Genomic DNA, 24,970 nt, shown 5'->3' with positions numbered 1-24,970 from the left:
GCCCGGCCGACCCTCGCCGCCGTCTCCGGAGGAGCGGCCAAGAAAGTACGGAGTGATCATGGCGCGGGTTGCCGCCATCGACTGCGGTACGAACTCGATCAGGCTGCTCGTCGCGGACGTGACCGCGCGCGACGACGGCACCGCGTGGCTGCGCGACGTGCACCGCGAGATGAAGATCGTCCGGCTCGGCCAGGGCGTCGACGCGACGGGGCAGCTCGCGCCCGAGGCGATCGCGCGCACCCGCACCGCGCTGCTGGAGTACGCGACCGTGTTGCGGCGCAAGGGAGTTGAGCGCGCCCGCATGGTCGCGACCTCCGCGACGCGCGACGCGAGCAACCGCGACGACTTCTTCTCGATGACCGAGGAGATCCTCGGTGCACCCGCCGAGGTGATCACCGGCGACGAGGAGGCGCGACTGTCCTACGTCGGCGCCGTCGCGGACATGGAGCCCGAGGAAGGCCCTTTCCTCGTGTCGGACATCGGCGGCGGCTCGACCGAGCTGGTGCTCGGCAGCGGCCTCGAGATGGAGGCGGGCCGGTCGGTCGACGTCGGCTGCGTCCGGCTGACCGAGCGCTGCTTCGCCGAGTCCACAAAGGCCGGAACCGCGCCGTCCGCGGCGGAGATCGACGAAGCGGCGAGCATCGTGCGCGACGCGCTGGCGGTGGCGTTCGAGACCGTCCCGGTCGCGAAGGCGAGCACCTGGATCGGTGTCGCGGGCACGATCACCACGCTCGCCGCGATCGCGCAGGACCTCCCCGAGTACGACTCGGAGCGCATCCACCTCGCCCGGATGTCACTCGACCAGGTGCACGACGTCGTGGACAGGTTGCTGCACATGTCCCACAACGAAAGGATGGCGATCGGCTCGATGCATCCGGGCCGGGTCGACGTCATCTGCGGCGGCGCCGTAGTCGTGCGCACACTCGCAGAAGAACTCGCTGCGCGCGCAAGCATTTCGGGCCTCGTCGCGAGCGAGCACGACATCCTCGACGGGATAGCGTTTTCCCTGGTCTGAGCGACACTTAAGGCTGAATTGAGCCGATCGTGACGACTTTGTAACCCGGTTCGCCGTGTGGCTCCATGTGGCACCCGGTTAACGTCCTCTCACGTTTTGGGAGGGTTTGCCCTCCCTGGTTAGGGCGCGCTCGCGAACCCGCGGCGTCGCCACGAGGTGGGAGGACGCATGTCGCGATCACGCACGGCTTCTGTCGTGGCCCTCTCGGCCGCGGTGGCCGTGGTAGCGGCGGGTTGTGGCGGTGGCGGCGATCAGGCCGCGACCAACAACGACGCCGCGATCACGGTGTTCAACACCGAGCCCGAGAACCCGCTGGTCCCCGGTAACACCACCGAGGTCGGCGGTAGTCACGTCCTGGACGCGCTCTTCACCGGTCTGGTGGAGTACAGCGCCGACGACGCGAAGCCTGAGAACGCGATGGCCGAGTCGATCGAGACCAAGGACTCCAAGGTCTTCACGATCAAGCTCAAGAAGGGCTGGAAGTTCCACGACGGCACCCCGGTGACGGCGTCGAGCTACGTGAAGGCGTGGAACTGGACCGCCTACGGCCCGAACGCGACCCAGGGCGCGAGCTTCATGTCGCAGATCCAGGGCTACGCCGAGGTGCACCCCAAGGACCCGGACGGCGCTGACGGCCCGCAGAAGGCGCCGGAGCCCGCGGTCAAGGACATGAGCGGCCTCAAGGTCGTCGACGACAACACCTTCGAGGTGACGCTCTCCGAGGCGTTCTCGGTGTTCCCGGTGACCCTGGGCTACGAGGTCTTCTCGCCGATGCCCGAGGTCTTCTTCACCGACCAGAAGAAGTACGAAGAGGCCCCGGTCGGCAACGGCCCGTTCAAGTGGACCTCGCGCCAGGTCGGCACCGAGATCAACGTGACCCGCAACGACGACTACCAGGGTCGCGACAAGCCGAAGTTCAAGGACCTGAAGTTCAAGGTCTACCAGAGCCGTGAGTCGGCCTACGCCGACATCGTGTCCGGCAGCCTGGACTTCATCGACGAGCTCCCGCCGTCCGCGCTCGCGGGCAAGAAGTACGAGGGCGACCTCGGTGACCGCGTGGTCGAGAAGTCGACGCTGCAGCTGCAGACGATCTCGTTCCCGCTGTACGTCGACGCGTACAAGAACGCGGACCTGCGCAAGGCGATCTCCATGTCGATCAACCGCGAGGAGATCACGCAGAAGATCTTCGAGGGCTCCCGCATCCCGGCCGACGGCTGGGTCCACCCGCTGACCGACGGGTACAAGAAGGACCAGTGCGGTGAGTACTGCAAGTTCGACCCGGCCAAGGCCAAGGAGTACCTGACCAAGTCGGGCTACAAGGGTGCGATCACGCTGCAGTCCAACACGGACGGCGGGCACAAGGAGTGGGCCGAGGCGGCCTGCAACAGCATCAAGAACGCCATCGGCCTCGAGTGCGCCTTCGCCCCGTCGACCTCCTTCGCGGAGTTCCGCCAGAAGGTCAACGCGCACGAGATGACCGGCATGTACCGCGCGGGCTGGATCGCCGACTACCCGTCGATCGAGAACTGGCTCAACCCGCTGTACAAGACCGACGCTTCTTCCAACGACGGCCTCTACACGAACCCGGCCGTCGACGCGAAGTGGGCCGAGGCGGACAAGGCCACGTCCACGGCAGACGCCAACCGCCTGTACCAGGAGGGCGAGAAGCTGATGGCCGAGGACATGCCGGTGATCCCGCTGTGGACCCAGAAGACGATCGCGGGCAAGTCGTCGCGCCTGAAGGTGGCCAAGATGGACCCGTTCCGCTGGCTGGACATGGCGACCGTCGAGGTCAGCTGATAGTCGGCGCTCAGCCGGGCCGGTCCGCGGAGTTCCCGCCGCGGGCCGGCTCGGCGCGATAGGGAGTTCTCTGTGGGCCGCTACGTGCTGCGCAGGCTGCTGCAAATGATCCCGGTGTTCCTCGGGACGACGTTTCTGATCTACGCCCTCGTGTGGGCCGTACCCGGTGACCCGTTCGCCGGCAAGTGCGGCGAGCGCGAGTGCCCGGAACAGTACGTGCAGGCCATGCGCGCTCAGTTCAACATGGACGATCCACTACTCGTCCAGTACGGCAAGTACATCCTCAACCTGCTGCAGGGCGACTTCGGCAAGACGTTCTCCGGCACCGAGGTCGCGGACCGCATCGCCGCGACGTTCCCGGTCACCGTCCGGCTCGCCATCGTCGCGCTGATCATCGAGGCGATCATCGGCATCTCCGCTGGCATCGTGAGCGGCCTGCGCAACCGGGGCTTCCTGGACAGCCTGGTGCTGGTGTCGACGCTGTTCCTCATCTCGATCCCGGTGTTCGTCACCGGTTCGGTGGTGCAGCTCGTGTTCGGCATCCAGCTGGGCTGGATCTCGCCGACGATCAAGGGCACCGGGTTCACCGACCTCATAGTCCCCGGCTTCGTGCTGGCGTCGCTCTCGATGGCCTACGTCGCGCGACTGACACGCGCGAGCATCTCGGAGAGCCGCCGGGCGGACTACGTGCGCACCGCGTTCGCGAAGGGCCTTCCGCAGAGCCGCGTCGTCGGCGTGCACATGCTGCGCAACTCGCTGATCCCGGTGATCACCTTCCTCGGCACGGACCTCGGCGCCTTCATGGGCGGCGCGATCGTGACCGAGGGCATCTTCAACGTGCCCGGCATCGGCGGGCTCATCTACAAGTCCATCCAGACCAAGGAAGGCGTGATGGTCACCGGCCTGGTCACGCTGCTGGTGCTGGTGTACCTGCTGATGACCCTGCTGGTTGACATGCTCTACGCCGTGCTCGACCCGAGGATTCGCTATGAGTGACCCCACGTCCGCGACTTCTGAGGCGGTCGCAGAGGCCGGTGGCGGCGCCACGCTGGGCAAGCCCCGCGGCCTCATGGGCGACGCGTGGCGCGAGCTGCGCGTGCGCCCGTTGTTCTGGATCTCCATCGCGATCATCACGCTGGTGCTGCTGATCGCGATCTTCCCCGGCCTGTTCGCGCACGCGGACCCGAACCTGGGCATGCTGTCGCGCAGCCGCAAGCCACCGTCGGGCGAGGCGTGGTTCGGCTACGACCAGCAGGGCTACGACGTCTACGCGCGGGCGATCTACGGCACGCGGGCGTCGCTGCTCGTCGGCCTGCTCGCCACGATCGGCGTCGTGATCCTGGGCTCGGTGCTGGGCATCCTGTCCGGGTTCTACGGCGGCTGGCTCGACGCGGTCCTGTCGCGCGTGTCGGACATCTTCGTCGGCATCCCGTTCGTGCTCGGCGCGATCGTCATCCTGACCTCGCTCAACACGGCCGGTCAGGGCGGCGCGGTGCGCATCATCTCGCTGGTGGTGCTGTCCATCGCGGCGTTGTCGTGGCCGGTGGCGATGCGGATCATGCGGTCCGCCGCGATCACCGCGAAGCAGCAGGACTACGTCAAGGCCGCGCGGGCACTGGGTGCGAGTCCCACCCGGATCATCGTGCGGCACATGCTGCCCAACTGCCTCGCGCCCGTGCTGGTGTACTCGACGATCGCGCTCGGCGCGTTCATCGGCGCGGAGGCGACGCTGTCGTACCTCGGCGTCGGCCTGCGCAACCCGGTCGTCTCGTGGGGCGTGATGATCAACGACGCGAAGGACTACATCCGCGTCGCGCCGCACGCCCTGCTGTTCCCGTCCGCCTTCCTCACCGTGACCGTGCTCGCCTTCGTGATGCTGGGCGACGCGGTGCGTGAGGCTCTCGACCCGAAGCTCAGGTGAGTTGAGTGGCTTTGCTCGAGGTCGAGGACCTGCACGTCGAGTTCCGCACGCGTGACGGCGTCGCGCGCGTGCTCAACGGCGTGAGCTACCACGTCGACGCCGGGGAGACCCTCGCGGTTCTGGGTGAGTCGGGTTCGGGCAAGTCGGTGACCGCGCAGGCGGTCATGGGCATCCTGGACTCGCCGCCCGCGTTCGTCACCAAGGGCGCGGTGCGGTTCCACGACGAGGACCTGCTGACGATGGCTGCCGAAGCGCGTCGCGAGACCCGCGCGTCCGGCATCGCGATGGTCTTCCAGGACGCGTTGTCCGCGCTGAACCCCGTGTTCACGGTGGGATTCCAGATCGAGGAGCAGCTGCGGGTCCGCCGCGGCATGAGCAGGGCTGATGCGCGCAAGCGCGCCATCGAGCTGCTCGACCTGGTGAAGATTCCGCATGCGGCGCAACGGGTTCGCGAGTACCCGCACCAGTTCTCCGGCGGTATGCGGCAACGCGCGATGATCGCGATGTCGCTGGCGCTGGACCCCGAGGTGCTCATCGCGGACGAGCCGACCACCGCGCTCGACGTGACGGTGCAGGCGCAGATCATGGACCTGCTGGCCGAGATCCAGCGGGACCGCAAGATGGGCATGATCCTGATCACCCACGACCTCGGTGTCGTCGCGGAGGTCGCGGACCGGATCGCGGTCATGTACGCGGGCCGGATCGTCGAGCAGGCGGACGCGGTGACGTTGTTCCGCTCGCCGGGCCACCCGTACACCGAGGCGTTGATGGCCTCGATGCCCAGGCTGGACCAGAAGGGCACCGAGCTGAACACCATCAAGGGACTGCCGCCGAACCTGATGCGGATCCCGTCCGGCTGCCCGTTCCACCCCCGGTGCGCGCGGGTGCAGGACGTCTGCCGGGTCGACGTGCCGCGGCAGCACAACCTGGGGCTCGGCCATTCGAGCGCGTGCCACTTCGCTGAGGAGGTCGTCGGTGGCTGAGGCGATCCTGGAAGTTCGTGATCTGGTCAAGCACTTCCCGGTCACGCGAGGCGTGCTGTTCAAGTCGACGGTCGGTCAGGTGCGCGCCGTCGACGGCGTGTCGTTCGACCTGCTGAAGGGCGAGACCCTCGGCGTGGTCGGCGAGTCCGGCTGCGGCAAGTCCACCCTGGCCCAGGTGCTGATGCGCCTGGAGCCACCGACGTCCGGCGCCGCGTTGTTCGAGGGCGAGGACATGTTCAAGATGCGCGGTCCGGCGTTGCGGCGGTTGCGGCGCAACATCCAGATCGTGCTGCAGGACCCGTACACGTCGCTGAACCCGCGCATGACGGTCGGCGACATCATCGGCGAGCCGTTCGAGATCCACCCCGAGGTGGCGCCGAAGGGCTCGCGGGCGCAGAAGGTGCGGGAGCTGCTCGACGTCGTCGGGCTGAACCCGGAGCACATCAACCGCTACCCGCACCAGTTCTCCGGCGGCCAGCGGCAGCGCATCGGCATCGCGCGTGCGCTGGCGTTGCGGCCCAAGGTGATCGTGTGCGACGAGCCGGTGTCGGCGCTGGACGTCTCCATCCAGGCGCAGGTGATGAACCTGCTCGGTGACCTCCAGACCGAGTTCGGGCTGTCGTACGTGTTCATCGCGCACGACCTGTCCGTGGTGCGGCACCTGTCCGACCGCGTCGCGGTGATGTACCTCGGCAAGATGGTCGAGATCGGCACCGAGGAGCAGATCTACGAGCACCCGACGCACCCGTACACGCAGGCGCTGCTGTCCGCGGTGCCCGTGCCGGACCCGACGATGCGCGGGCGGCGTGACGTGATCCGGCTGACCGGTGACGTGCCGTCGCCGCTCAACCCGCCGTCGGGCTGCCGGTTCCGCACGAGGTGCTGGAAGGCGCAGGACATCTGCGCCACGGAGGTGCCCGCACTCGAGGTGCGCGTGGCCGACCACCCGTCGGCATGTCACTTCGCGGAGGAGCGCGCCGTCGTCTGAGTGATGCAGTGGGGCCGTTCACCGTGTGCGGCCCCACTCTCTCGGTGGCTTGCCGTCACTCCTTCGGACTAGTTGGTTACTAACCAAGTAGCTCTAGATCTTGTTAGTCGCTGCTCTTACGGCGGTATGCGCACTTCTTCGCGCTGACTACCTTTCATCGCGTTCGATCACCCATTCCTGGGGAGGTAGGCGATGAAGAAGAAGCTCGTTCTCCTGGTGCTCGGTGTTATTGCGGCGCTGTTCGCGACCGCACTTCCGGCAAGCGCGTCGTCGTCCGGTATTTCCGGAAACCTGCGCAAGGGCGCGTGGGTCAACTACACAACACAGCGGACCGTCACCGTTGGTGGCACCAACATCTACGTCAACAAGACCGACGGTCCTGAGATCGGCGTGAAGTGGCGCCGCTGCGCAGGTGGTGCCGAGGGCTCCGAGGTGCGCCTGCAGAACGCCGACCCGACGCCCCGCGTCCGCATCGGGTCCAACTTCCGCGCGAGCACCGTTTTCTGCCTTTCCGCGAAGAGCTACGGCAGCAATTCCACGGACACGTGGAACGGCAACGTGTGGTGGAACATCAACTGAATTCTCTTCGACTGAACGGGTGCGGCCGATGAGGTATTTCTGTTTCTTGCTGCTGTTGCTGGCGGGGTGCGGAACCGCCCAGTCGGCCGCACCGCCCGTTCTCGATTACCCCGCTGAGATCCGGGCGCAGTATCCGTTGATGAAGTGGCCTGCTGACGTGACGCCCGACCTGGACGCGCTGATCAAGCTCACCGGCCCGCCCGCCGGGGAGCAGGCACCGCCCGGCCAGTCGCGGCAGACGCTGGCCGTCGTCAACACCTGCGCCTGGTACCGCTCGTGGGACCTGGCCGTCCAGCGCGGCGATGCGGCCGCTGTCGCGGCTTCTCTGGCCGCGATGACCGACGTGGTGACGCGGTACCCGCCCGAGGCCGACGCGGCCGGCCGCGAGTACGTGCGCGACGCCGCGCGCCAGGCCGCCGCGGGCAACGGCGACCTGGCCCGTGACTACGTCTCGGCGAACTGCTTCGACACGAAGTGGACGCCCTAGCCCCTGGTCGTGGTTGATGAAGGGAGCTTTCATCAACCTCAGCTTTATGAAAGTTCCCCTCATCAACCACGAACCCGAAACTGTCGGTGGTCGGGTGCATGCTCAGTGTCATGGATCGTGGGAGCTGGGTGGTCGAGCAGGAAGAGCTGTGGGCGCACAGCCGCTTCGGCGTGATCAGAGCGAGCACGCTGGAGCAACTGGGCGTTTCCCAGACGACGACTTACCAGCAGTGCCAGCCAGGCGGGAGGTGGCTGCACCTGTTGCCTGGCATCGTCCTGCTCGCGAGGTCACAGCCGACGGTCCGGCAGCGCATCGAGGCCGCGCTCCTGCATGCCCGCCATGACGCGCTCGTCACCGGATTCGAGGCTGCACGTCTCTACGGCCTTCGTACCCCACCAGACGTAGGTTTCATCCACCTGCTGCTGCCCCACAACTACAAAGTGTTGAGCTCGGGGTTCGCGGTGGTTGAGCGGACGAAGTCCTTCCCGACACCATGGATGCGAGACGGCGTCCCACTGGCCCCGCCAGAGCGGGCGGTACTCGACGGGGTCCGACGCGTGCGCAACCGGAACACGGTCAGGTCGATCCTGATCGAGGCGGCGCACAAGAAGCTGGCTGATCCGTTCGAGCTTCGTCGTGAGCTGGACACGGGCACCAAACGTGGGACAGCGCTGCCTCGCCGAGTTCTCAACGAGATCGACTTCGGTGTCCGCTCGGTTGCGGAAGCCGACGCGCTCCAGGTCTGGCGCGGAACCGGCCTGCCTTCGCCGCACTGCAATGTGCCGCTGTTCAGCGCCACCGGTGAGTTCATCGGGATGCCTGACTTCTGGTGCGATGAGGTCGCATTCGCCTGGGAGATCGACTCGTACCAGTACCACTCCGGGCGCGACGAGTACGCGAATACCTTGAGTCGCAACGCCAGGTACATGGCGTCGGGCGTAGTCGTCCTGCAGACCTCACCCGCGCGGCTCCGTGACGACCCAGACGCGGTGGTCGCGGAGATTCGTGCCGGATATCGGGTTGCGTCCGACCGTCCGCGCCCACCGGTCCAAATGAGGGCCGCGGGCGTTGCGTAAGCCTGCCCAACCTTGATGAGGGGAGCTTTCATCAACCTCAGCTTGATGAAAGCTCCCCTCATCAAGTGGACGCGCTAGACGTTCGAGGACGCCTTGACGAACTTCGCGAGGTCGGCGGACTGCTGGACCCTGGACGGCTCGTGCACGTACATCATGTGGCCTGCCGGGTAGTAGGCCGACTCGATGTTCTCGTGCAGTTCCTTGGGGATCGCGAGGTGCGCGATCATGTGCTCGGCCGCGAAGTACGGCGTGGCGCCGTCGTAGTGGCCGAACGCCACGTGCACCTTGAGGTGCGGGTTCGCCCGCATGGCGGCGGCGAGCTTGCCGGCCACGGTGACGTGTGCGCCCTCGAACTCCTTGTACGACCAGGGGTGCACCGCGCGCGAGATGATCTCGTACGGCAGGTCGTTCTCGTACTCCAGCTCGGTGCGCACGTAGTGGTTGAGCGCGGCGGTGTAGGGACCCATGATCGCGGAGAACGACGGGTCCTCGGACAGCTGCTCGCGGCCGTAGTCGTTGTCCCAGCCCGAGAAACGGCCGTCGAGCCTGCCGACCGTCCGCCGCTCGGCGCGCAGCAGCTCGGTGTAGAAGCGGATGTGCTCGACGCGCAGGTTGACCCGGTCCACGTAGTCCTCGGACAGGCCGGTCAGCGCGGCTACCTTGGCGACCGCCTCCTGTCGTTCCTCAGTGGACAGTCGCGACCCGCGGCCGAGCGCCCACGGGTAGTCGCGCGACGCGTACTCCTCGGCCTCGGCGAGCCTTTCCGGCAGCGTGCCGTCGATCTTGCCGTGGTAGTGCGCGATCGCGGTGTACGTCGGCAGGTAGAGCGAGTAGCCGAGGTCGTGGCCCTCGTTGAACTCGAGCGTCGCGAAGTCCAGCACGGACGAGATGAGCATGAGTCCGTTGAGGAACATGCCGTGCCGCGACTGGAGGTGCTCGGCGAGGCCGGCCGCGCGCAGCGTGCCGTACGACTCGCCGCACAGGAACTTCGGCGACATCCACCTGCCGTTGCGCGACGTCCACAGCCGGATCACCTCGGCGACGGACTCGATGTCGCCCTGGAACCCGTGGTACGCACCGGGTTTCTCGCCCTTCGCGGCACGCGAGTACCCCGTGGACACCGGGTCGATGAACACCAGGTCGCTGTCGGCGAGCAACGTCTCCGGGTTGTCGCCGATCCCGTACGGCGGCGGCACCATGTCGCCGACGTCGCCGGACAGCACCCGCCGCGGCCCCAGCAACCCGAGGTGCAGCCACACGCTGGACGAGCCGGGCCCGCCGTTGAACGCGAACGTCACCGGCCGCTTCGCCGGGTCCGCGCCGTCGAGCGTGTACGAGGTGACGAACACCTCGGCCTTCGGCTTGTGCCCGTCGAACGCACCGTCGGTCAGCACCTCTTCGCGCAGCACGACGCGCCCGGTCGTCGCGGTGTAGTTCAACTTGCGGCGCTTGACGGTGATGCTGTGCTGGGTGGTGACGAGATCGTCAGCGGGCGGAGGGGTCGGCTCGGCCTTTTCTTCCTCGGACATGGGAGCGACATTACGGAACTCGACGAACGAATATCGGCGTGTCGCGCCTGCCCGCGCCTGGTGGCGTGGCGGGAGGAGGTCGCCCGCGTCAAGCGCGCGGCGTTCCGCTCGGAGACCTACTGGGGCCGTCCGGTGCCGGGGTTCGGCCCGATGGACGCGTCTCTGCTGATCGTCGGCCTCGCGCCCGCCGCGCACGGGGCCAACCGGACCGGGCGGATGTTCACCGGTGACCGATCGGGGGACTTCCTGTACCGGGCTCTGTTCGAGGTCGGACTCGCGTCCCAGCCGACGGCCACGCACATCGGCGACGGGCTGGAGCTGTCCGGGGTGCGGATCACCGCGCCCGTGCACTGCGCGCCGCCCGCCAACAAGCCGACCCCTTCAGAGCGCGACAACTGCCGGACGTGGCTGGAGCAGGAGTTGGCGCTGCTGCGGCCCACCCTGAAGGCCGTGGTCGTGCTCGGGGCGTTCGGGTGGGACGCGTTCCTGCCCGTGCTGGGGAACCCGCGGCCGCGGCCCAAGTTCGGGCACGGCGTCGAGGTGGAGGTCGCCGGGTTGCGCGTGTTCGGCTGCTTCCACGTGAGCCAGCAGAACACCTTCACCGGCCGGCTGACCCAGGAGATGCTCCAGGACGTGCTGACGAGGGCCAAGGAGTGCGCTGGGCTGTAGTCAGCGGTGCAGGTGGGCGTTGACCGCGGGGTCGTTGGCCAGCACGAAGTCGACGACGTCCCAGAACTCCGGCAGCCGCGGGTGGACCAGGCCCTCCTCGCGGGACAGCAGCACGCCGTGGATCTCGCGGCCCGACCCGTCCTGGCACGCCTGGACCAGCGTGGCCGCGGGCTCCGGGCTGTTCGCCACCGGGCCGACCCGGCAGCCGAACGTCACGTGGTCGTCGAACGAGTCCGCGCCCCAGGAACCGAAGATGGCGTCGATCCACGCCTCGTGCGGCTGGTCGCGGTGGTGGTAGCAGGTCGCGAAGTACACGGCGTGCGCGACGTTGTCGCGGCGGACGAAGTTCCACGTTCGCTCGACCGCCTCCTGGCAGCAACCGCATTCGTGCTGTCTGAGCTGGTGCTCGTCAAGGTCCATCGTCAGAGCCACCGGAGAACCCTACCGATGTTGACCGGGCCGCCGAGCAGGGCCACATTGGCCGACCATGGGTGACCGAGCGAACTACGTGCTGGTCGGCGAGAACGGCTACGAGCTCTTCCACTCCCAATGGGGTGCGTTGACCATCGACCGGAACTTCCTGGACGGTCCGGACTCCGCGATCGAGTTCGTTCGTGAGCAGCGCGCCGACGCGGCCTGGCTGGACGACGTCTGGTGCGAGGGTGCGGTGCTGATCGACGTCCCGCGCAGGTTCCTGCTTCTCTTCACCTGGCACCACGGGGGCGTCACGAACAGGAAGACCTGGCTCCACGAGCTGGCAGAAGCGTGGCCGGGCTGGGAGATCCGCTGGGCGTACGGCGGCGTCGAGGACGTGGCCGCGTACGTCGGTGTCGATCGGAAGCGGGTGCGGACCGAGCGGGAGCCGATCGAGAGGCTGGTCAACGAGCACCTGCTGGAGTACCCGGACGACGGCGACTTCGTGATCACGATCCGCGCAGGTGGCACCCTGCGCGGGTACCTGGTGAGCGCGCAGCACTGCGACCTGCCGTGGGCGGGGCCGAAGCTGGTCGACCTGGCCGGCGGGCTCGCTCCCGCGCCCGGACGCAAAAGGCACGGCGAGAGCGACACGGGCCCGGAGTCCGGCGTGCACATCGACGTGGACGAACGCGAGGTCGGCGTCTGGACGCTCGCACCACTGCTCGGCACGGTCGAGGAGCTGGCGGCGTGCTGGCCGGGGTGGAGGTTCGAGTTCTGGGAGGACCGGCACGAAGAGCAGACGCGCCGGTGCGGCGAGGACTTCCCGATGTTCCCCTGGTAGTTGCATGCTGGTGCGATGAGGACGCGGGCCGTCGTGGTGGTGGGGGCGCTGCTGCTCGTCGTCATCGCCGCGCGCGGCACGTCGCCGGTGACCTTCCAGCCACCGCCCGTCGAGCCGGACGTCCGCGACACGGGGGCGCCGGCGTCCGGGATCGGGCAGGTCGAGGTGTCGACCGAGGGCAGCGGCATCCCGTTCCTGATCCTGATGAGCGTGCTCATCGGGTTCGTCTTGTTCGGACTGATCGGCATGGCGTTCGCCGTCAGCTTCACCCGCGGGCGCGCCAAAGGGGAGCGGGGCGTGGAGATCGTCGAACAGGAGACGCCCGCGCCGCCGAGCTTCCGGCAGCACGCCGAACGCGCGCTGATCGAGCTGCGGGCCAACCGGGAGCCGAAGGACGCGGTGATCGCGGCGTGGCTGAAGCTCGAGGAAGCACAGCCCCGTGAGCCGCACCTGACGCCGACCGAGTTCACGACGAACCTGCCGACGGACGCGACGGCACTGCGCGAGCTGTACCAACGCGCGCGGTTCAGCGAAGAAGCCATCACGAAGCAGCACGCCGAGAAGGCCGAGCGCGAGCTGGAGCGGATCATCGGGGAGCTCGCGTGAGAACGCTCATCGTGCTCGCCACCGCCGTGGTCACCGGGCTGGTGCTGTGGCGGTTCGGCGCGAATCCCTTGTGGGCCACCGCACTCGCCGTCCCACCCGCCGCGCTGGCGCTGCTCGCGAGCTACCTGCCGCGCGCGACGGACGTCGTGTGGCAGCCGCCGCCGGACCCGCCGAGCGCGATCGCGAGCGTCCAGGCCAGCACGCTCGCGACCAGGCTCGCGCAGGCCGCGGACGACGAAGTCCGCTTCCGCGAACGGATCCAGCCGAGGTTGCGCAAGCTCGGCATCGACGTCGACGCGCTGCCGCCGCCCGACGAGCTGACCGAGATGCTGAGGAGAACCGAGTGAGTGTCGAGGTCGAAGCCAAGGCCGTGCTCGACGAGGTCGGCAAGGTCGTCGTCGGCCGCCAGCGGTCGCTGCGGCTCGCGCTCGCCGCGATCCTCGCCGGCGGGCACGTGCTGCTGGAAGACGTGCCCGGCCTCGGAAAAACGCTGATCGCGCGCAGCCTCGCCCAGGCGCTGCGGCTCGACTTCCGCCGCCTGCAGTGCACGCCGGACCTGTTGCCGTCGGACGTCACGGGCTCGTTCCTCTACGACCCGAGCGACCGCGACTTCACGTTCCGGCCCGGCCCGATCTTCACCGGCCTGCTGCTCGCCGACGAGATCAACCGCACGCCGCCGAAGACCCAGTCCGCGCTGCTGGAAGCCATGCAGGAACGCCAGGTCACCGTCGAGGGCACCACGTTCCCGCTGGCCAGGCCGTTCCACGTGCTGGCTACCGCGAACCCCATCGAGTACGAGGGCACCTACCCGCTGCCGGAGGCGCAGCTCGACCGGTTCCTGCTGCGGCTCGACATCGGCTACCCGCCGCCCGACGAGGAGGTCGAGGTCCTCCGCAGGCGCATCGCCCGCCAGCAGGAGGAGACCGAGGTCCCGCCCGTACTGGCCGAGAACCGGCTCGCCGAGCTCCAGCAGGAGCTCGAGCAGACCACAGTGGACGACGACGTGCTGCGCTACTGCGTCGACCTGGCCGTTGCGACCCGCAAGCACCCGGCCGTCGAGGTCGGCGCGTCGCCACGGGGTGCGCAGGCGTTGACGCTGGTCTCGCGAGCTCTGGCCACAATGGATGGACGCTCGTACGTGCTTCCCGAGGACGTCAAGGAATGCGCGGTACCGGCGCTCGCGCACCGGCTGACGCTCCGCCCGGAGACGTGGACGTCCGGTGTCACCGGCGTCGAGATCGTCACCGAGCTGCTCGGGCAGGTACCGGGTCCGCCCAGCTCATGAGTCGATATGCGCGGATCAGCGACGCGATCGCCGCGAGCAGGGGCGCGCACTGGCACGCCACCGACGCGCTGATCCGCGCCGCGCTGCTCGGCGGCGGCTTCGTGGTCGCCGGCGCGCTGATGCACGAGGTGGAGCTCGTGCTGATGGGCGTGCCGCTGCTGCTCAGCCTCCTCTTCGCGCGCAAACCGTCCGGCGAGCCCGGCGTGACCGTCCGGCCGTTGCCGCGCCTGGCGGAACCCGGAAGCGCGCACACCGCGGCGGACATCGACCCGGCCACCGACACCGAGCTGGTCGTCGTCCGGCTGCCGCACGAGACCCGCGCTTACCCGTCCGGCGCGGGGACGATCCCGATCGAGGTCCGCCGCGATGCCTGGGGCCCCGGCGTCGACCTGCGCGTGGACCACCTGTTCGCCGGGCCGGACGCGCTGCACGTCTACGGGCCGGTCGTCGGCGTCGAGCACAGCCGCACGGTGCTGCCGCCGCTGCAGTACCTCCCGGCCGGACCGCTGCCGCCGCGCGCCGCCGGGCTCGTCGGCGCGCACCGGTCGCCGCGTCCGGGCGACTCGACCGAGCTGCGCGACATCCGCGCGTTCCAGCCGGGTGACCGGTTGCGCCGCATCGACTGGCGGATCAGCCTGCGCACCGGCAACCTGCACGTCCGCGAGCGGCACGCCGAGGCCGACGCCGAGGTCGTGCTGGCGGTCGACACGCGCAGCGACGTCGCGCAGGACGTCGCCGGGTGGGCGGCCGTCGAGTACGGCACGACCACCCGGACCGGCGGCAGCCTCGACCGCGCGGTGCGGACGGCCGCGTCGCTCGCGGCGAGCTACCTGCGCCAGGGCGACCGGGTCGCGCTCGTCGACCTGGGACGGCCGCAGCTCAACGTGCGCTCCGGCGTCGGCAGGCGGCATCTGCTGCGGCTGCGCAACCAGCTCGTCGTGTGCGCGCGGGCCGCGGGGTGGGCGCAGCGGCCGTACCTGCCGCACATCTCGTACGGCGCGGTCGTCGTGGTGCTCTCGCCGTTCCTCGACAACGCCGTCGCCGAGATCGCCGTGCACGCGGCGCGGCGCGGGCACCTGGTGCTGGCCGTCGACAGCCTGCCGTCGCCGCTGCTCCCGGACGCCGAGGAGCCGTGGGGCGTGGCGGCGACCGCGCTCATCGCCGCCGAGCAGCGGGCCCGGCTGGCGCTGATGGCGCGGCACGGGGTGGTGGTGACGACGTGCTGATCAGGATCGTCACGGCCGTCGCGTGCCTCGCGATCGGCGTCGTGCTCCGCGCGAACGGGCTGGGCCTGGTGCAGTTGGCGATCTTCGCCGCGCTGGTCGTGATCACCGTGCTCATGCCGGCGAGCGCGGCCCCGGCACTGGTGATCGCGTTCGCGGCGGTCGTGATGACCTTCGCCGACGGCAACCCGCTGCGCATCGGCGTGCTCGTCCTGATCCCGCTGCTGCACCTGGTCCACGTCACCAGCGCGTTGGCCGTGGTCATTCCTCGAAAAGCCGGTGTGGAGATGTCCGCGCTCCGCGCTCCGGCCCGCCGATTCGCGGCGGTGCAGGCCGTCGCGCTGGCACTAGCAGGAATCGCCGCATTGCTGCCGTCCGGCCCGACTCCGGTGCCGCTGGAAGTCGCCGGACTGGCCTCCGCGGCACTCGTCGCGGCCCTGGTCGCGCTGAGGATCTGAATCGCTCCTCTCAGCGTCTTCACTAGGTGTTTCAGGAGCGCCGCAGGTCGTTGGCATGGGTGTTCGGCATCACGCGGCGACCGTGGTCACAACGGGCCTCGCGAGCGAGCGGGAAAGCGGGTCTCGGTGCGACCATGTGCGTATGGCTGCTGTGAAGTCGCAACCCACTCGGATCGTGATCGTCGGCGGTGGGTACGTCGGCATGTACACCGCGCTCGGGTTGCAGAAGAAACTGCGATCCGGTGAGGCGTCGGTGACTGTCATCGACCCGCAGCCGCACATGACCTACCAGCCCTTCCTCCCCGAGGCGGCCGCTGGTTCGATCGAGCCGCGCCACGTCGTCGTGCCGCTGCGCAAGGTGCTGAACCGCTGCCACGTCGTCACCGGCCGCGCGACCCGCATCGAGCACGCGCGCAAGGCCGTGACCGTCGAGCTCGCGGACGGCCACATCGAGGAGTACGAGTACGACGTGCTCGTGTCCGCACTGGGTGCGATCTCGCGGACACTGCCCATTCCCGGCCTGCCCGAGGTCGGCATCGGCATGAAGACCATCGGCGAGGCGATCTACCTGCGCAACCACGTGTTGTCGCGCCTCGACCAGGCGGCGAGCACGAACGACCCGGACCTGCGCAAGCGGCTGCTGAGCTTCGTGGTCATCGGCGGCGGCTTCGCGGGTATCGAGACCCTGGCCGAGCTCGAGGACATGGCGCGCTACGCGCTGCGCTACTACGAGGGCCTCAAGCGCGAGGACATGAACTGGGTGCTGGTCGAGGCGACCGGCCGGATCATGCCCGAGGTGAGCGCGAAGCTCGGCGTGTACACCGTCGAGCGGCTCGAGGAGCGCGGCATCAAGTGCTTCCTCGACACCCGCGTGAAGTCGATGGAGGGCGGCCACGTCGTTCTCGACGACGGCACCGAGTTCGACTCGGACACGATCATCTGGACGGCCGGCATGAAGGCCAACCCGATGCTGCGCAACACCGACCTCCCGCTCGACGAGCGCGGCCGCGTCCGGTGCACCGCGGCGATGCAGGTGCAGGGCCTGCCGGGTGTCTGGGCCGCCGGTGACTGCTCGGCCGTGCCGGACCTGTCGCGCATCGAGGAGGACCCGACGGCGACGTGCGTGCCGAACGCGCAGCACGCCATCCGCCAGTCGAAGCTGCTCTCGAAGAACATCATCGCGACGCTGCGCGGCAAGGAGCCGAAGGAGTACTTCCACAAGTACCTCGGTTCGGTCGCGGGCCTCGGCCTCTACAAGGGCGTCGCGGACGTGTTCGGCCTGCGCTTCAAGGGTGCGATCGCGTGGTTCATGCACCGCAGCTACCACGTGGCGTTCGTGCCGACCGTGAACCGCAAGCTCCGCGTGCTCATGGACTGGACGCAGGCGTTGTTCTACGGTCGTGAGGTCGTCGCTCTGGGTCAGATCAACGACCCGAAGGATGAGTTCGACCGCGCGGTCAAGAGCTGATCACTGCGGGTGATGGCCCCGTCGCTGCCTCATTTGGCTCTAGCGGCGGGGCACCCTTATGGCCCAGTGCCGTAACTTGAGCCCCCAATAGGAGTAACCCTCCTGGGCTCGCCTTGACATTGCGTAACGTGAACCAGAGACTACCGCTGGTGCATCACCTGAATGCGTGATCCGCCTGTGTGGGGAGAGAGGTGATCCCGATGTCTCTCGAGGAGCTGGCCGCACAGCTTCGTCGCGGTGAGATCGAGGACCCCGCGTTGGCGCAGTACGCCGCCGAGTACGCCAACGCAGGGAAGTGTTTCCGCAGCAAGAAGGACGATTGACCAGGTCAGCTGAAGGGCGGGGACCAAGCGGAGGCGACGCCCCGTCCGAAGCTGCCAGACCGTTGTTGCTGCAGGGACAGGACTACCTCTTCCGGTCCCCGCCGAAGTGTCTCGACTTCCAGGAGCAGGTCCACCGCCTCGGCATGGTCGACGAGGGTGACGGCAGCCCCCAACCGTGCGTCCTGGTGCTCGCCCGCGCGGCCGACATGGAGATGAACGAGCTCTCCATCGCACTGGCCGAACGCGGCATCCGGATGGCCCGCATCGACGCTGACCGCTGCCTGGACATCCCGCTCTCGGTCTACACCGACCAGCCGCTGCTCGAACTGGACCGCTGGCTGCTCAGGCCCCTGCTGGTGTGGCGCAGGCACTTCGAGCTCTCCGCACTCCCCGTCGAGCCCGGCACCCTGGCCGGCGCGTACGCCGTCGACCAGTGGAACTCGGTCGCGAACTGGCTCTCCTCGCGCAGCGACTGGGCCCACGTGAACCCGGCGCGCTCCACGACCCACCTCGACCGCCTGACCCAGCTGTCCGACGCCGCCGCGTTCGGCCTGCGCATCCCGCGCACCGCCGTCACGACGCGTCCGGGCCGCACCCGCCCCGGCGGCGGCCGCTGCATCGTCAAGACGGCCGGACGGCACCTGCTGGAGCCACGCCCAGGCGTGCAGCACGGCCTGTTCCCGCGCCCGCTGGAGACCTCGCGGGCGGGCGGCGTCGCCGAGCCCGCACCGGTGATCGTGCAGGAGTACGTGCCGTCCGACACCGAGCTGCGCGTCTTCGTCGTCGGCGAGCGGTGCATCGCCTACCAGGTCGACAAGCTCGACCCCGCGCAGCTCTGGGTGGATCCTGATGCGGTGCGCGTGACGCCCACGTCCGTTCCGGACGGGCTGGCCGACCGACTGCTGGCGCTGGCCCGGCACTGGCGCGTGCAGGTCGCCGCGTTCGACCTCCTCGTCACGGGCAAGGACCACGTGTTCCTGGAGATCAACGTCAACTGCGACTGGCGCTGGTTCGAGCACCGCGCGCAGGACAACTCCGTGTCCGCGGCCGTGCACGACTGGGTCGCCACCAGGTTCAAGGAGCTGCTGGGAGCGGGGAGGGGCCGATCATGACTGCCAACGGCTTACCCCGGTGCGCGGTATAGCGGAACTTGCTGGGCCGGGTGGGCGACTTCACCTCAAGCGCCCACACAAACCGTCGATCAACGCCTAGGCTCCCCGCTGCCCCCGTAGCCCAATCGGTAGAGGCAGGTCCCTTAAAAGGATCACAGTACGGGTTCGAATCCCGTCGGGGGCACCAGTGTTCACCCAAATGATCATGGTGCTGACCTGTGGAAGTATAGCCTAAAGATGATCTTGTAACTGGCAGTGACGTGCGTCGTGGACGCGATGTGCTCACCCCCATCCGGGCCACGGTCTGGCACGGAAGCAGAACACCGCAGGTGTGCTGGAGCTGGTCGAGCGCGGTGAGATCGTTGAGATCACCAACCGGGGCAAAGCGATCGCGCGCATCGTGCCCTCGCGGAGCCGGGAGCGGACGCGGATGAGCTGGTCTCGGCCATGCGCGACGGGGAACGCTGGTGACGCCGTCTCGACGCGGCGGCCGCGAACCTGTGGCCGGCGTGCTCGCTCGGCGGCCGGATCCGCGCCGCGCTCCGCTCGCCGCGTTCGATCTCTGACCGGCGAGTAGGGTTCTGCGCGTGAGCGGTGATCGGCTGGCCCGTGTGCTGGCGTACATCGCCGACGACGCTGCGGGCCGCGGTGCCTCGGTGTCCAGCCAGACGGCGTGTGACGCGGCGGTCCGGCTGATCGACGTGAGCGGCGCGCAGGTGACGCTCATGAACAGTCCGGACCGGGGCGAGTCGCGCTACTCGACGGACCTGATCGGTGGCCGGCTCGAGGAGCTGAGGTTCGCGCTGGGCGAGGGCCCGTGCGCGGACGCGTTCCGCTCGGGGGTGCCGGTGCTGGTCGAGGAGCTGGACTCCGGGCAGAACCACCGGCGCTGGCCCATGTTCGTGCCCGCCGCGCTCGACGCGGGTGCGCGGGCGGTGTTCGCGTTCCCGTTGCGCAGCGGTGCGATCCGGACGGGGGCGCTGGTGCTGCACCGGAAGCGCATCGGCCCGTTGACCGCGGAGCAGGTGGCCGACTCGCTCGTCATCGCCGACGTGATCCTGTCCCTGCTGCTCGACGAGCTGACCCGTGTCCGGGTCGGCCTGCCGGTGGACGGCGTGCCGATGAGCCGGGGTGAGATCCACCAGGCCACCGGCATGGTGTCCGTGCAGCTGGGGGTGGGCGTGGAAGAGGCGCTGGTGCGGCTGCGCGCACACGCGTTCGCCAATGAACGGCCGGTGATCGACGTCGCGCGGGACGTCGTGGCCCGGCGTCTGCGACTGAATCCGGCCGACGCGTCCGATCCATCGTCCGGCGACTGACCAACAGAGGTGGCCCCCATGTCAGTGGAGAATCTGGCAGAGACGTTCGTCGAGCTCGCCGACACGCTCGTGGCCGAGTTCGACCCGGTCGAGTTCATGCACCTGTTAGCGGATCGATGCGTCGACACGCTGGCGGTCGACGCCGCGGGCATCCTGCTCGTCGACCACCACGGTGAGCTGCAGGTGGTCGGTGCTTCGACCGAGCGGACCAGGTTGCTCGAGCTCTTCGAGCTGCAACACCGCCGAGGGCCGTGCATGGAGTGCTACGTCACCGGTGCGCAGGTCAGCCTGACCGACCTGGGCTCGGTTCCGCAGCGGTGGCCGGACTTCTCCGCGATGGCGGTGGACGCGGGGTTCGCCGCGGTGCACGCGCTGCCGTTGCGGCTGCGGTCCGAGACGATCGGCGCGCTGAACCTGTTCACGGCGAGACCGGGTGCGCTGGATCCGGCGATCATCAGGATCGCGCAGGCGATGGCGGACGTCGCCACCATCGGCCTGTTGCAGGCGCGGGTCATCAGCCACCGGGAGCTGCTCGCGGAGCAGTTGCAGACCGCGTTGCAGGGCAGGGTGCTCATCGAACAGGCGAAAGGCGTGCTGGCCGAACGCCTGCAGGTCGACATGGGCCAGGCGTTCGAGATGCTGCGGCACTACGCGAGGAGCCACAACCAGTACATCAGCGTGATCGCGGAGGCGGTCATCGACGGCACGATCGACCTGTCTACGTCGCAGGGGTGACGCGCGCCGTCCAGATGAGGTGCGTGCCACCGCCCTCCGGCGCAGCCACGCTCAGCGTGCCGCCGTGCGTCTCGGCGCGACGGCGCATGTTCGCCAGGCCGTTGGCGCGAGTGGTGGTGCCGATGCCGCGTCCGTCGTCCACGATCTCGACGGTGACGAGGCCGTCGAGCACGCCCACGCTCAGGCTCGCGCGGCTGGCGTGCGCGTGGCGGACGATGTTCGACAACGCTTCCCGCGCGACGGCCACCACGTGCTCGACCAGCGCGGGTGGCACGGACTGGTTCAGCTGGCCCGCGAACCGGAGCTGGACGGGCGGGCCGTTCGCCGAGGACTCGTCCTCGACGACGTCGAGCAGCCGCTGCTGGAGGCCGGCGTCGTCGTGGTGGTGCAGCGGCGTGTCGTAGATCGTCGAGCGGATGCGGCGGATCGCGGTGTCCAGGCGCACCACGTACCCGTTGATGCGCATGCGGCTGTCGGCCTTCTCCTGCAACGGTGCGAGGCCCTGCAGGCCCATGCCGATGGCGAACAGCTCCTGGATCACGTGGTCGTGCAGGTCGGCCCGGATCCGGTCGCTGTCCTCGATCAGCAACCGGGTCTGCTGGTCGAAGTGCCCCTGGTTGATCTCCAGCGCCTCGCCCGCGTGCCGGGCGAACGCCGTGAGGTGGTCGAGGTCCGCGTCGGTGAACGACCGCTGACCGCGCGCCCTGCCGAGGCCGAGCACAGCCACGTCTCCGTCGCCCGCCGACAGCGGTACCGCCATGACCGGTCCCGCCTCCCGCGGCATCGCGGCCGCGGCGTACGCGGCCCGCAGCGGTGTGCCGGACCGCAGGACGCGTTCCTCCAGGCTGCCGCTGAGCTCGACGACGGTGCCGACCAGCGGGGCGGCGAGCATGCCGAGAGCGGCTTCGACGACCAGCTGTCCGTGCCGGACGGGCAGCGCGATCGTCGCGAAGTCGGCGTCGGCGGCCAGCTGGGCGTGGTGCAGCACCATCTCGAGCGGCCGGGGATCGGTTCCGGTGAACAGCCGCCGCGCGACCTCGGTCGACGCGGCCAGCCACCGCCGGTGCCGTTCGTACTCGTGGTGCAGCCGCGCGTTGTCGAGTGCGACACCGCCCACGACCGCCAGTGCGACGACCACCTGCTCGTCCTCGGCGCTGAACCGGCCCCGCGCCCGGTCGGCGACGTAGAGGCTGCCCGCCACGCGGTTGCGCACCCGGATGGGCACGCCGAGGAAGCCGGCGATCTCCGGGTGGTGCTGCGGAAAACCCTTGGCGGCGGGGTGCGCGCCCGCGTCGGGCAGCCTCATCGGCGTGGGGTGGTTGGTCAGCAGCCCGAGAATCCCGTGCCCCGCCGGAGGATTCCCGATCTGCTGGGCGACGTCGGCCGCCACGCCCGCGTAGACGAACTCGTCGATCCCGCCGTCGTCGCCGACCAGTGCGGCCGCTCCGTACTCGGCGTGCACCAGCTCACGCGCGATGTCCGCGAGGTACCGCAACACGCGTTGCGGGTCCAGTTCACCGGTGAGGGCCGCGTGGGCCCGCAGCAACGCGGGGAACCGGTTGCGTGACATGCGTGACGGGTCGGCGCCGTCCGGCATTGGGTGCCCTTCACCGCGGAAGCTCGTGAGCGTCAGCGGGGTCCGGGCCGACATGACCGGCGTTGAGCCGGCCACAGGGCTGAACTTACGCCGGTGGACAAATTCGCAGTAGCCGCCGACAGCGTGGGGTCCGTACGGGTGACGCCCGTCAGGGGGTCAACCGGTGCAGGTCCCTCGGGAACAGCGGGACAACGGGCAGCGCGACGTCGAGCAGGGAAAGCGCCGACGCGGCACGGGAAGCGACCGACGACACCATCGCGGCGACGGTGTCCCGCAGCACGGCCATCACGTCGCGGTGGTCGGTGATGAACCCGAGCCCCGCGTCGAGGCTCGTGTACTGCGCCAGGTGCCGGACGGTGTCGTGCGGCTCGGCTCTCGGTCGCCGAACCCACGATCTTGGGCGTGTGGATCTCGGTGAAGCCCAGTGCGTCCAGGCCCGAGTGGTCGCGGACGACCAGGAACGTGACGGACTTCAACGCACGGCAGCGGTGGACCCAGCCGGCGATCTCGACGTGCGATCCGACGTGCTGCGGCAGTTCTGCGGCGAGTACGCACATTGCTCACTCCCTCCAGGTGTCCCTTGGGAGTGCGGGCGAGAAGGGACTCGCGGTGCCACCGCACTTTCACCACCGGAGGGGTAGCCTCTTCGAGCCCGATGACGGGGGCGAACCGGCGGGGAGCGACTCAGTTTCTGCTGCGCGCCACCAGGTCCGCGGCCGCCTCGGGCCAGTGCGGGAACTCGAACGAGAACCCGGCGTCGAGCAGCCGTCCTGGAACGACCCGGCGCGACTTGAGCAGCAGTTCGGTGTCCGTGCCGATGGCGAGCGCCCCGATCTCGGTCATCCACCGCGTCGCGGGCAGCCCGAACGGCACACCCCACTCGCTGCGCACCGCGCTCATGAAGTCCCGGTGCGGCAGGGGAGCGGGCGCGGCCAGGTTGACCGGGCCGCTGATGTCGTCGCGCGCCAGCAGGAAGTCGACCGCGCGGATCATGTCCACGTCGTGGATCCACGACATGTACTGCCCGCCGCCCGCGACCGGGCCGCCGACGCCGAGCCGAGCGATGCGCGAGAGGTGGTTGAACGCGCCGCCCCGGTCCGGCGCCATCACCATCGCCGTGCGCAGCGCGACCTTGCGCGTGTCCGGCGTCGGCGCCTCCCGCTGGGCCGCCTCCCACGCCGTCGCGATGTCCACGCTGAACCGCCAGTACGCGGGCGCGTCCGGCTCGTGGCCGCCGATGACACCGGTCGCCTCGTCGTTCGGCGCGTCGTAGCGGTGCGCGTAGATCGTTGCGGTGCTCATCTGCAGCCACACGCGCGGTGGCGAAGCCGCTTTGGCAATGGCCTCGCCGATGACCCGTGCCGAGTCGACCCGCGAGCTCATCATCTCGGTCAGGTTGGTCTTGGTGTAGCGGCAGCTGACGCTGCGCCCGGCCAGGTTGATGACGGCGTCGCAGCCGTCGATCTCGGCGGCCCACGCGCCGAGCGCGCACCCGTCCCACTGGACGTGGCGCACGTCCCCGGCGCCCCCTCGGCCGCGGCCCAGCACGACCACCTCGTGCCCTCGCGAGACCAGTGACCTGCTCAGGATCGTGCCGATGTGGCCGCTGCCGCCAGGAATGACGATCTTCTTGGATTCCCCCATGGCACGACCGTAACACCAGATTTGAACGCGTTCAACTTTCTTGCCGGACGGCCTCCGCCACATCGACCGACCCCACGCCGTGCAGCACGCGCGCCAGCACCTCGACCCCGCGCACCACGCGCGGGCCCGGCCGGTTGAAGTACGCCGGACCGTCCAGCACCCACACCTCGGGCACGTCCTGGAGCGGCAGCACGGACAGCTCGGCCAGCGTCCGCGACGGGGGGAACCCGCACGGCAGCAGCAGCACGACGTCCGGCCGCACCGCGACGACCGCGTCCCACGAGATCGGCCGCGTGTGCTCGCCGGGGGAGGCCAGCAGCGGCTCGCCGCCCGCGATGGTGATCTGCTCCGGCACCCAGTGACCGGCGGGCCACACCGGGTCGAGCCACTCGATCGCCGCGACGCGCGGCCGTGCCCGACCGGCCACCGCCGACCGCACCCGGTCCAGTCGCGCCTCCAGGGACGCGATCACCGGTGCCGCCGAGGTGCCCAGCGCGGACGCGACGACGTCGAGGCACGACAGCACCTCGGGCAGCGTGCGCGGTTCGAGGCTGAGCACCCGCGGCCCGGCGTCCAGCTCGCGCACGGCGTCCGACACCCGCTGGTACGACACGGCGCACACGTCGCAGAGGTCCTGCGTCAGCACCAGATCCGGCGCCAGCGACGCCAGCAGCTCCGCGTCCAGCCCGTACAGCGACGACCCCCGGTGCGCGGTGGCGAGCGAGATCTCCCTGCTGCTCAACGAGTTCTGGTCGACGGCGGTGGTGGTGACCACAGGCACGGACGCGACCTCGAGCGGCCAGTCGCATTCGTGGGTGCGTCCCACCAACGACGACAGGTGGCCCAGCGAGGCGACGATGTCCGTCGCGGCGGGCAGCAACGAGACGACGCGCAC

28 protein-coding genes and 1 tRNA gene are annotated in these 24,970 nt (G+C 69.2%); 23 read left to right on the top strand and 6 right to left on the bottom strand.

Features of this window, described 5'->3' with window-relative positions:
- Positions 1-58 precede the first annotated feature (58 nt).
- The 9 genes from FKR81_RS27580 (at position 59) to FKR81_RS27540 (ending at position 8,849) form a co-directional block, all read left to right on the top strand.
- On the top strand, positions 59-1,015 hold the full coding sequence (locus FKR81_RS27580; protein WP_146355991.1) for a Ppx/GppA phosphatase family protein: 957 nt from the start codon (positions 59-61) through the stop codon (positions 1,013-1,015).
- A 168-nt stretch (positions 1,016-1,183) separates the two neighbouring features.
- Positions 1,184-2,815 carry a peptide ABC transporter substrate-binding protein gene (locus tag FKR81_RS27575; RefSeq protein WP_146355989.1) on the top strand — a complete coding sequence of 544 codons (1,632 nt, stop codon included), beginning with the start codon at positions 1,184-1,186 and terminating at the stop codon, positions 2,813-2,815.
- A gap of 72 nt (positions 2,816-2,887) precedes the next feature.
- Positions 2,888-3,811: an ABC transporter permease gene (locus FKR81_RS27570; protein WP_146355988.1), complete on the top strand. Its 924-nt coding sequence runs from the start codon at positions 2,888-2,890 to the stop codon at positions 3,809-3,811.
- Complete coding sequence (locus FKR81_RS27565; protein WP_146355986.1) at positions 3,804-4,736, top strand: ABC transporter permease; 933 nt, start codon at positions 3,804-3,806, stop codon at positions 4,734-4,736. The genes FKR81_RS27570 and FKR81_RS27565 overlap by 8 nt, the downstream gene beginning before the upstream one ends.
- 5 nt (positions 4,737-4,741) lie before the next feature.
- A complete protein-coding gene (locus FKR81_RS27560; RefSeq protein ID WP_146355984.1) occupies positions 4,742-5,719 on the top strand; it encodes an ABC transporter ATP-binding protein in 978 nt (325 codons plus the stop codon).
- Positions 5,712-6,707 carry an ABC transporter ATP-binding protein gene (locus FKR81_RS27555; protein WP_146355982.1) on the top strand — a complete coding sequence of 332 codons (996 nt, stop codon included), beginning with the start codon at positions 5,712-5,714 and terminating at the stop codon, positions 6,705-6,707. Before FKR81_RS27560 ends, FKR81_RS27555 begins: the two co-directional genes overlap by 8 nt.
- Before the next feature lie 192 nt (positions 6,708-6,899).
- Positions 6,900-7,286, top strand: coding sequence for a hypothetical protein (locus tag FKR81_RS27550; RefSeq protein ID WP_146355980.1), 387 nt, complete (start codon positions 6,900-6,902; stop codon positions 7,284-7,286).
- A 139-nt stretch (positions 7,287-7,425) separates the two neighbouring features.
- A complete protein-coding gene (locus tag FKR81_RS27545) occupies positions 7,426-7,773 on the top strand; it encodes a hypothetical protein (protein ID WP_146355978.1) in 348 nt (115 codons plus the stop codon).
- 128 nt (positions 7,774-7,901) lie between these two features.
- Positions 7,902-8,849: a hypothetical protein gene (locus tag FKR81_RS27540; protein ID WP_235921797.1), complete on the top strand. Its 948-nt coding sequence runs from the start codon at positions 7,902-7,904 to the stop codon at positions 8,847-8,849.
- A 74-nt stretch (positions 8,850-8,923) separates the two neighbouring features.
- Here the strand turns inward: FKR81_RS27540 and FKR81_RS27535 are convergent, their stop codons facing one another.
- The gene (locus FKR81_RS27535) at positions 8,924-10,378 is read right to left on the bottom strand and encodes a S10 family peptidase (RefSeq protein WP_146355973.1); all 1,455 of its coding nucleotides are present in this window, start codon (positions 10,376-10,378) and stop codon (positions 8,924-8,926) included.
- A 60-nt stretch (positions 10,379-10,438) separates the two neighbouring features.
- Between FKR81_RS27535 and FKR81_RS27530 the strand changes: the two genes are divergently transcribed.
- Positions 10,439-11,047 (top strand): uracil-DNA glycosylase, encoded by a 609-nt coding sequence (locus tag FKR81_RS27530; RefSeq protein WP_328593162.1) that lies wholly within the window; start codon positions 10,439-10,441, stop codon positions 11,045-11,047.
- Here FKR81_RS27530 and FKR81_RS27525 read toward each other — a convergent pair whose 3' ends face one another.
- Entirely contained in the window at positions 11,048-11,479 is a 432-nt protein-coding gene (locus tag FKR81_RS27525) for a hypothetical protein (RefSeq protein WP_146355971.1), read from the bottom strand.
- A gap of 55 nt (positions 11,480-11,534) precedes the next feature.
- Here FKR81_RS27525 and FKR81_RS27520 point away from each other — a divergent pair, with 55 nt between their 5' ends.
- The 13 genes from FKR81_RS27520 to FKR81_RS27465 all read left to right on the top strand — a co-directional run bounded on the left by FKR81_RS27520 (position 11,535) and on the right by FKR81_RS27465 (position 20,834).
- Complete coding sequence (locus FKR81_RS27520; RefSeq protein ID WP_146355969.1) at positions 11,535-12,305, top strand: hypothetical protein; 771 nt, start codon at positions 11,535-11,537, stop codon at positions 12,303-12,305.
- Positions 12,306-12,320: 15 nt separating this feature from the next.
- Positions 12,321-12,911, top strand: coding sequence for a DUF4129 domain-containing protein (locus FKR81_RS27515; RefSeq protein WP_146355968.1), 591 nt, complete (start codon positions 12,321-12,323; stop codon positions 12,909-12,911).
- Positions 12,908-13,258 carry a hypothetical protein gene (locus tag FKR81_RS27510; protein ID WP_146355966.1) on the top strand — a complete coding sequence of 117 codons (351 nt, stop codon included), beginning with the start codon at positions 12,908-12,910 and terminating at the stop codon, positions 13,256-13,258. Before FKR81_RS27515 ends, FKR81_RS27510 begins: the two co-directional genes overlap by 4 nt.
- Entirely contained in the window at positions 13,255-14,196 is a 942-nt protein-coding gene (locus FKR81_RS27505; protein ID WP_146355964.1) for an AAA family ATPase, read from the top strand. Before FKR81_RS27510 ends, FKR81_RS27505 begins: the two co-directional genes overlap by 4 nt.
- Entirely contained in the window at positions 14,193-15,422 is a 1,230-nt protein-coding gene (locus tag FKR81_RS27500) for a DUF58 domain-containing protein (protein ID WP_146355962.1), read from the top strand. The genes FKR81_RS27505 and FKR81_RS27500 overlap by 4 nt, the downstream gene beginning before the upstream one ends.
- Entirely contained in the window at positions 15,416-15,877 is a 462-nt protein-coding gene (locus FKR81_RS27495; protein WP_146355960.1) for a hypothetical protein, read from the top strand. Before FKR81_RS27500 ends, FKR81_RS27495 begins: the two co-directional genes overlap by 7 nt.
- Positions 15,878-16,019: 142 nt before the next feature.
- Complete coding sequence (locus FKR81_RS27490) at positions 16,020-17,345, top strand: NAD(P)/FAD-dependent oxidoreductase (protein WP_146355958.1); 1,326 nt, start codon at positions 16,020-16,022, stop codon at positions 17,343-17,345.
- A 200-nt stretch (positions 17,346-17,545) separates the two neighbouring features.
- Complete coding sequence (locus FKR81_RS45700; RefSeq protein WP_268891586.1) at positions 17,546-17,668, top strand: hypothetical protein; 123 nt, start codon at positions 17,546-17,548, stop codon at positions 17,666-17,668.
- 62 nt (positions 17,669-17,730) lie between these two features.
- On the top strand, positions 17,731-18,780 hold the full coding sequence (locus FKR81_RS27485) for an ATP-grasp domain-containing protein (RefSeq protein WP_146355956.1): 1,050 nt from the start codon (positions 17,731-17,733) through the stop codon (positions 18,778-18,780).
- A gap of 110 nt (positions 18,781-18,890) precedes the next feature.
- Positions 18,891-18,967, top strand: a tRNA-Leu gene (locus FKR81_RS27480).
- Positions 18,968-19,084: 117 nt separating this feature from the next.
- Positions 19,085-19,357: a type II toxin-antitoxin system Phd/YefM family antitoxin gene (locus FKR81_RS45695; RefSeq protein WP_146356079.1), complete on the top strand. Its 273-nt coding sequence runs from the start codon at positions 19,085-19,087 to the stop codon at positions 19,355-19,357.
- 10 nt (positions 19,358-19,367) lie between these two features.
- Entirely contained in the window at positions 19,368-20,099 is a 732-nt protein-coding gene (locus FKR81_RS27470) for a GAF and ANTAR domain-containing protein (protein WP_146355955.1), read from the top strand.
- Positions 20,100-20,117: 18 nt separating this feature from the next.
- Complete coding sequence (locus FKR81_RS27465; RefSeq protein WP_146355953.1) at positions 20,118-20,834, top strand: GAF and ANTAR domain-containing protein; 717 nt, start codon at positions 20,118-20,120, stop codon at positions 20,832-20,834.
- Here FKR81_RS27465 and FKR81_RS27460 read toward each other — a convergent pair.
- The 4 genes from FKR81_RS27460 to FKR81_RS27445 form a co-directional block, all read right to left on the bottom strand.
- A complete protein-coding gene (locus FKR81_RS27460) occupies positions 20,818-22,404 on the bottom strand; it encodes a sensor histidine kinase (RefSeq protein ID WP_186763205.1) in 1,587 nt (528 codons plus the stop codon). The genes FKR81_RS27465 and FKR81_RS27460 overlap by 17 nt on opposite strands.
- A gap of 175 nt (positions 22,405-22,579) precedes the next feature.
- Positions 22,580-22,717, bottom strand: coding sequence for a hypothetical protein (locus FKR81_RS45205; RefSeq protein WP_407936556.1), 138 nt, complete (start codon positions 22,715-22,717; stop codon positions 22,580-22,582).
- A gap of 398 nt (positions 22,718-23,115) precedes the next feature.
- Entirely contained in the window at positions 23,116-24,075 is a 960-nt protein-coding gene (locus tag FKR81_RS27450) for a TIGR01777 family oxidoreductase (protein WP_146355949.1), read from the bottom strand.
- A 31-nt stretch (positions 24,076-24,106) separates the two neighbouring features.
- Positions 24,107-24,970: an ABC transporter substrate-binding protein gene (locus FKR81_RS27445; RefSeq protein WP_146355947.1), complete on the bottom strand. Its 864-nt coding sequence runs from the start codon at positions 24,968-24,970 to the stop codon at positions 24,107-24,109.

This window comes from Lentzea tibetensis (assembly GCF_007845675.1).
In the GTDB taxonomy this organism is placed as follows: Bacteria; Actinomycetota; Actinomycetes; order Mycobacteriales; family Pseudonocardiaceae; genus Lentzea; species Lentzea tibetensis.
The sequence above is the reverse complement of the archived record's forward strand: the minus strand, read 5'-3'. Positions and strand labels throughout refer to the sequence as shown.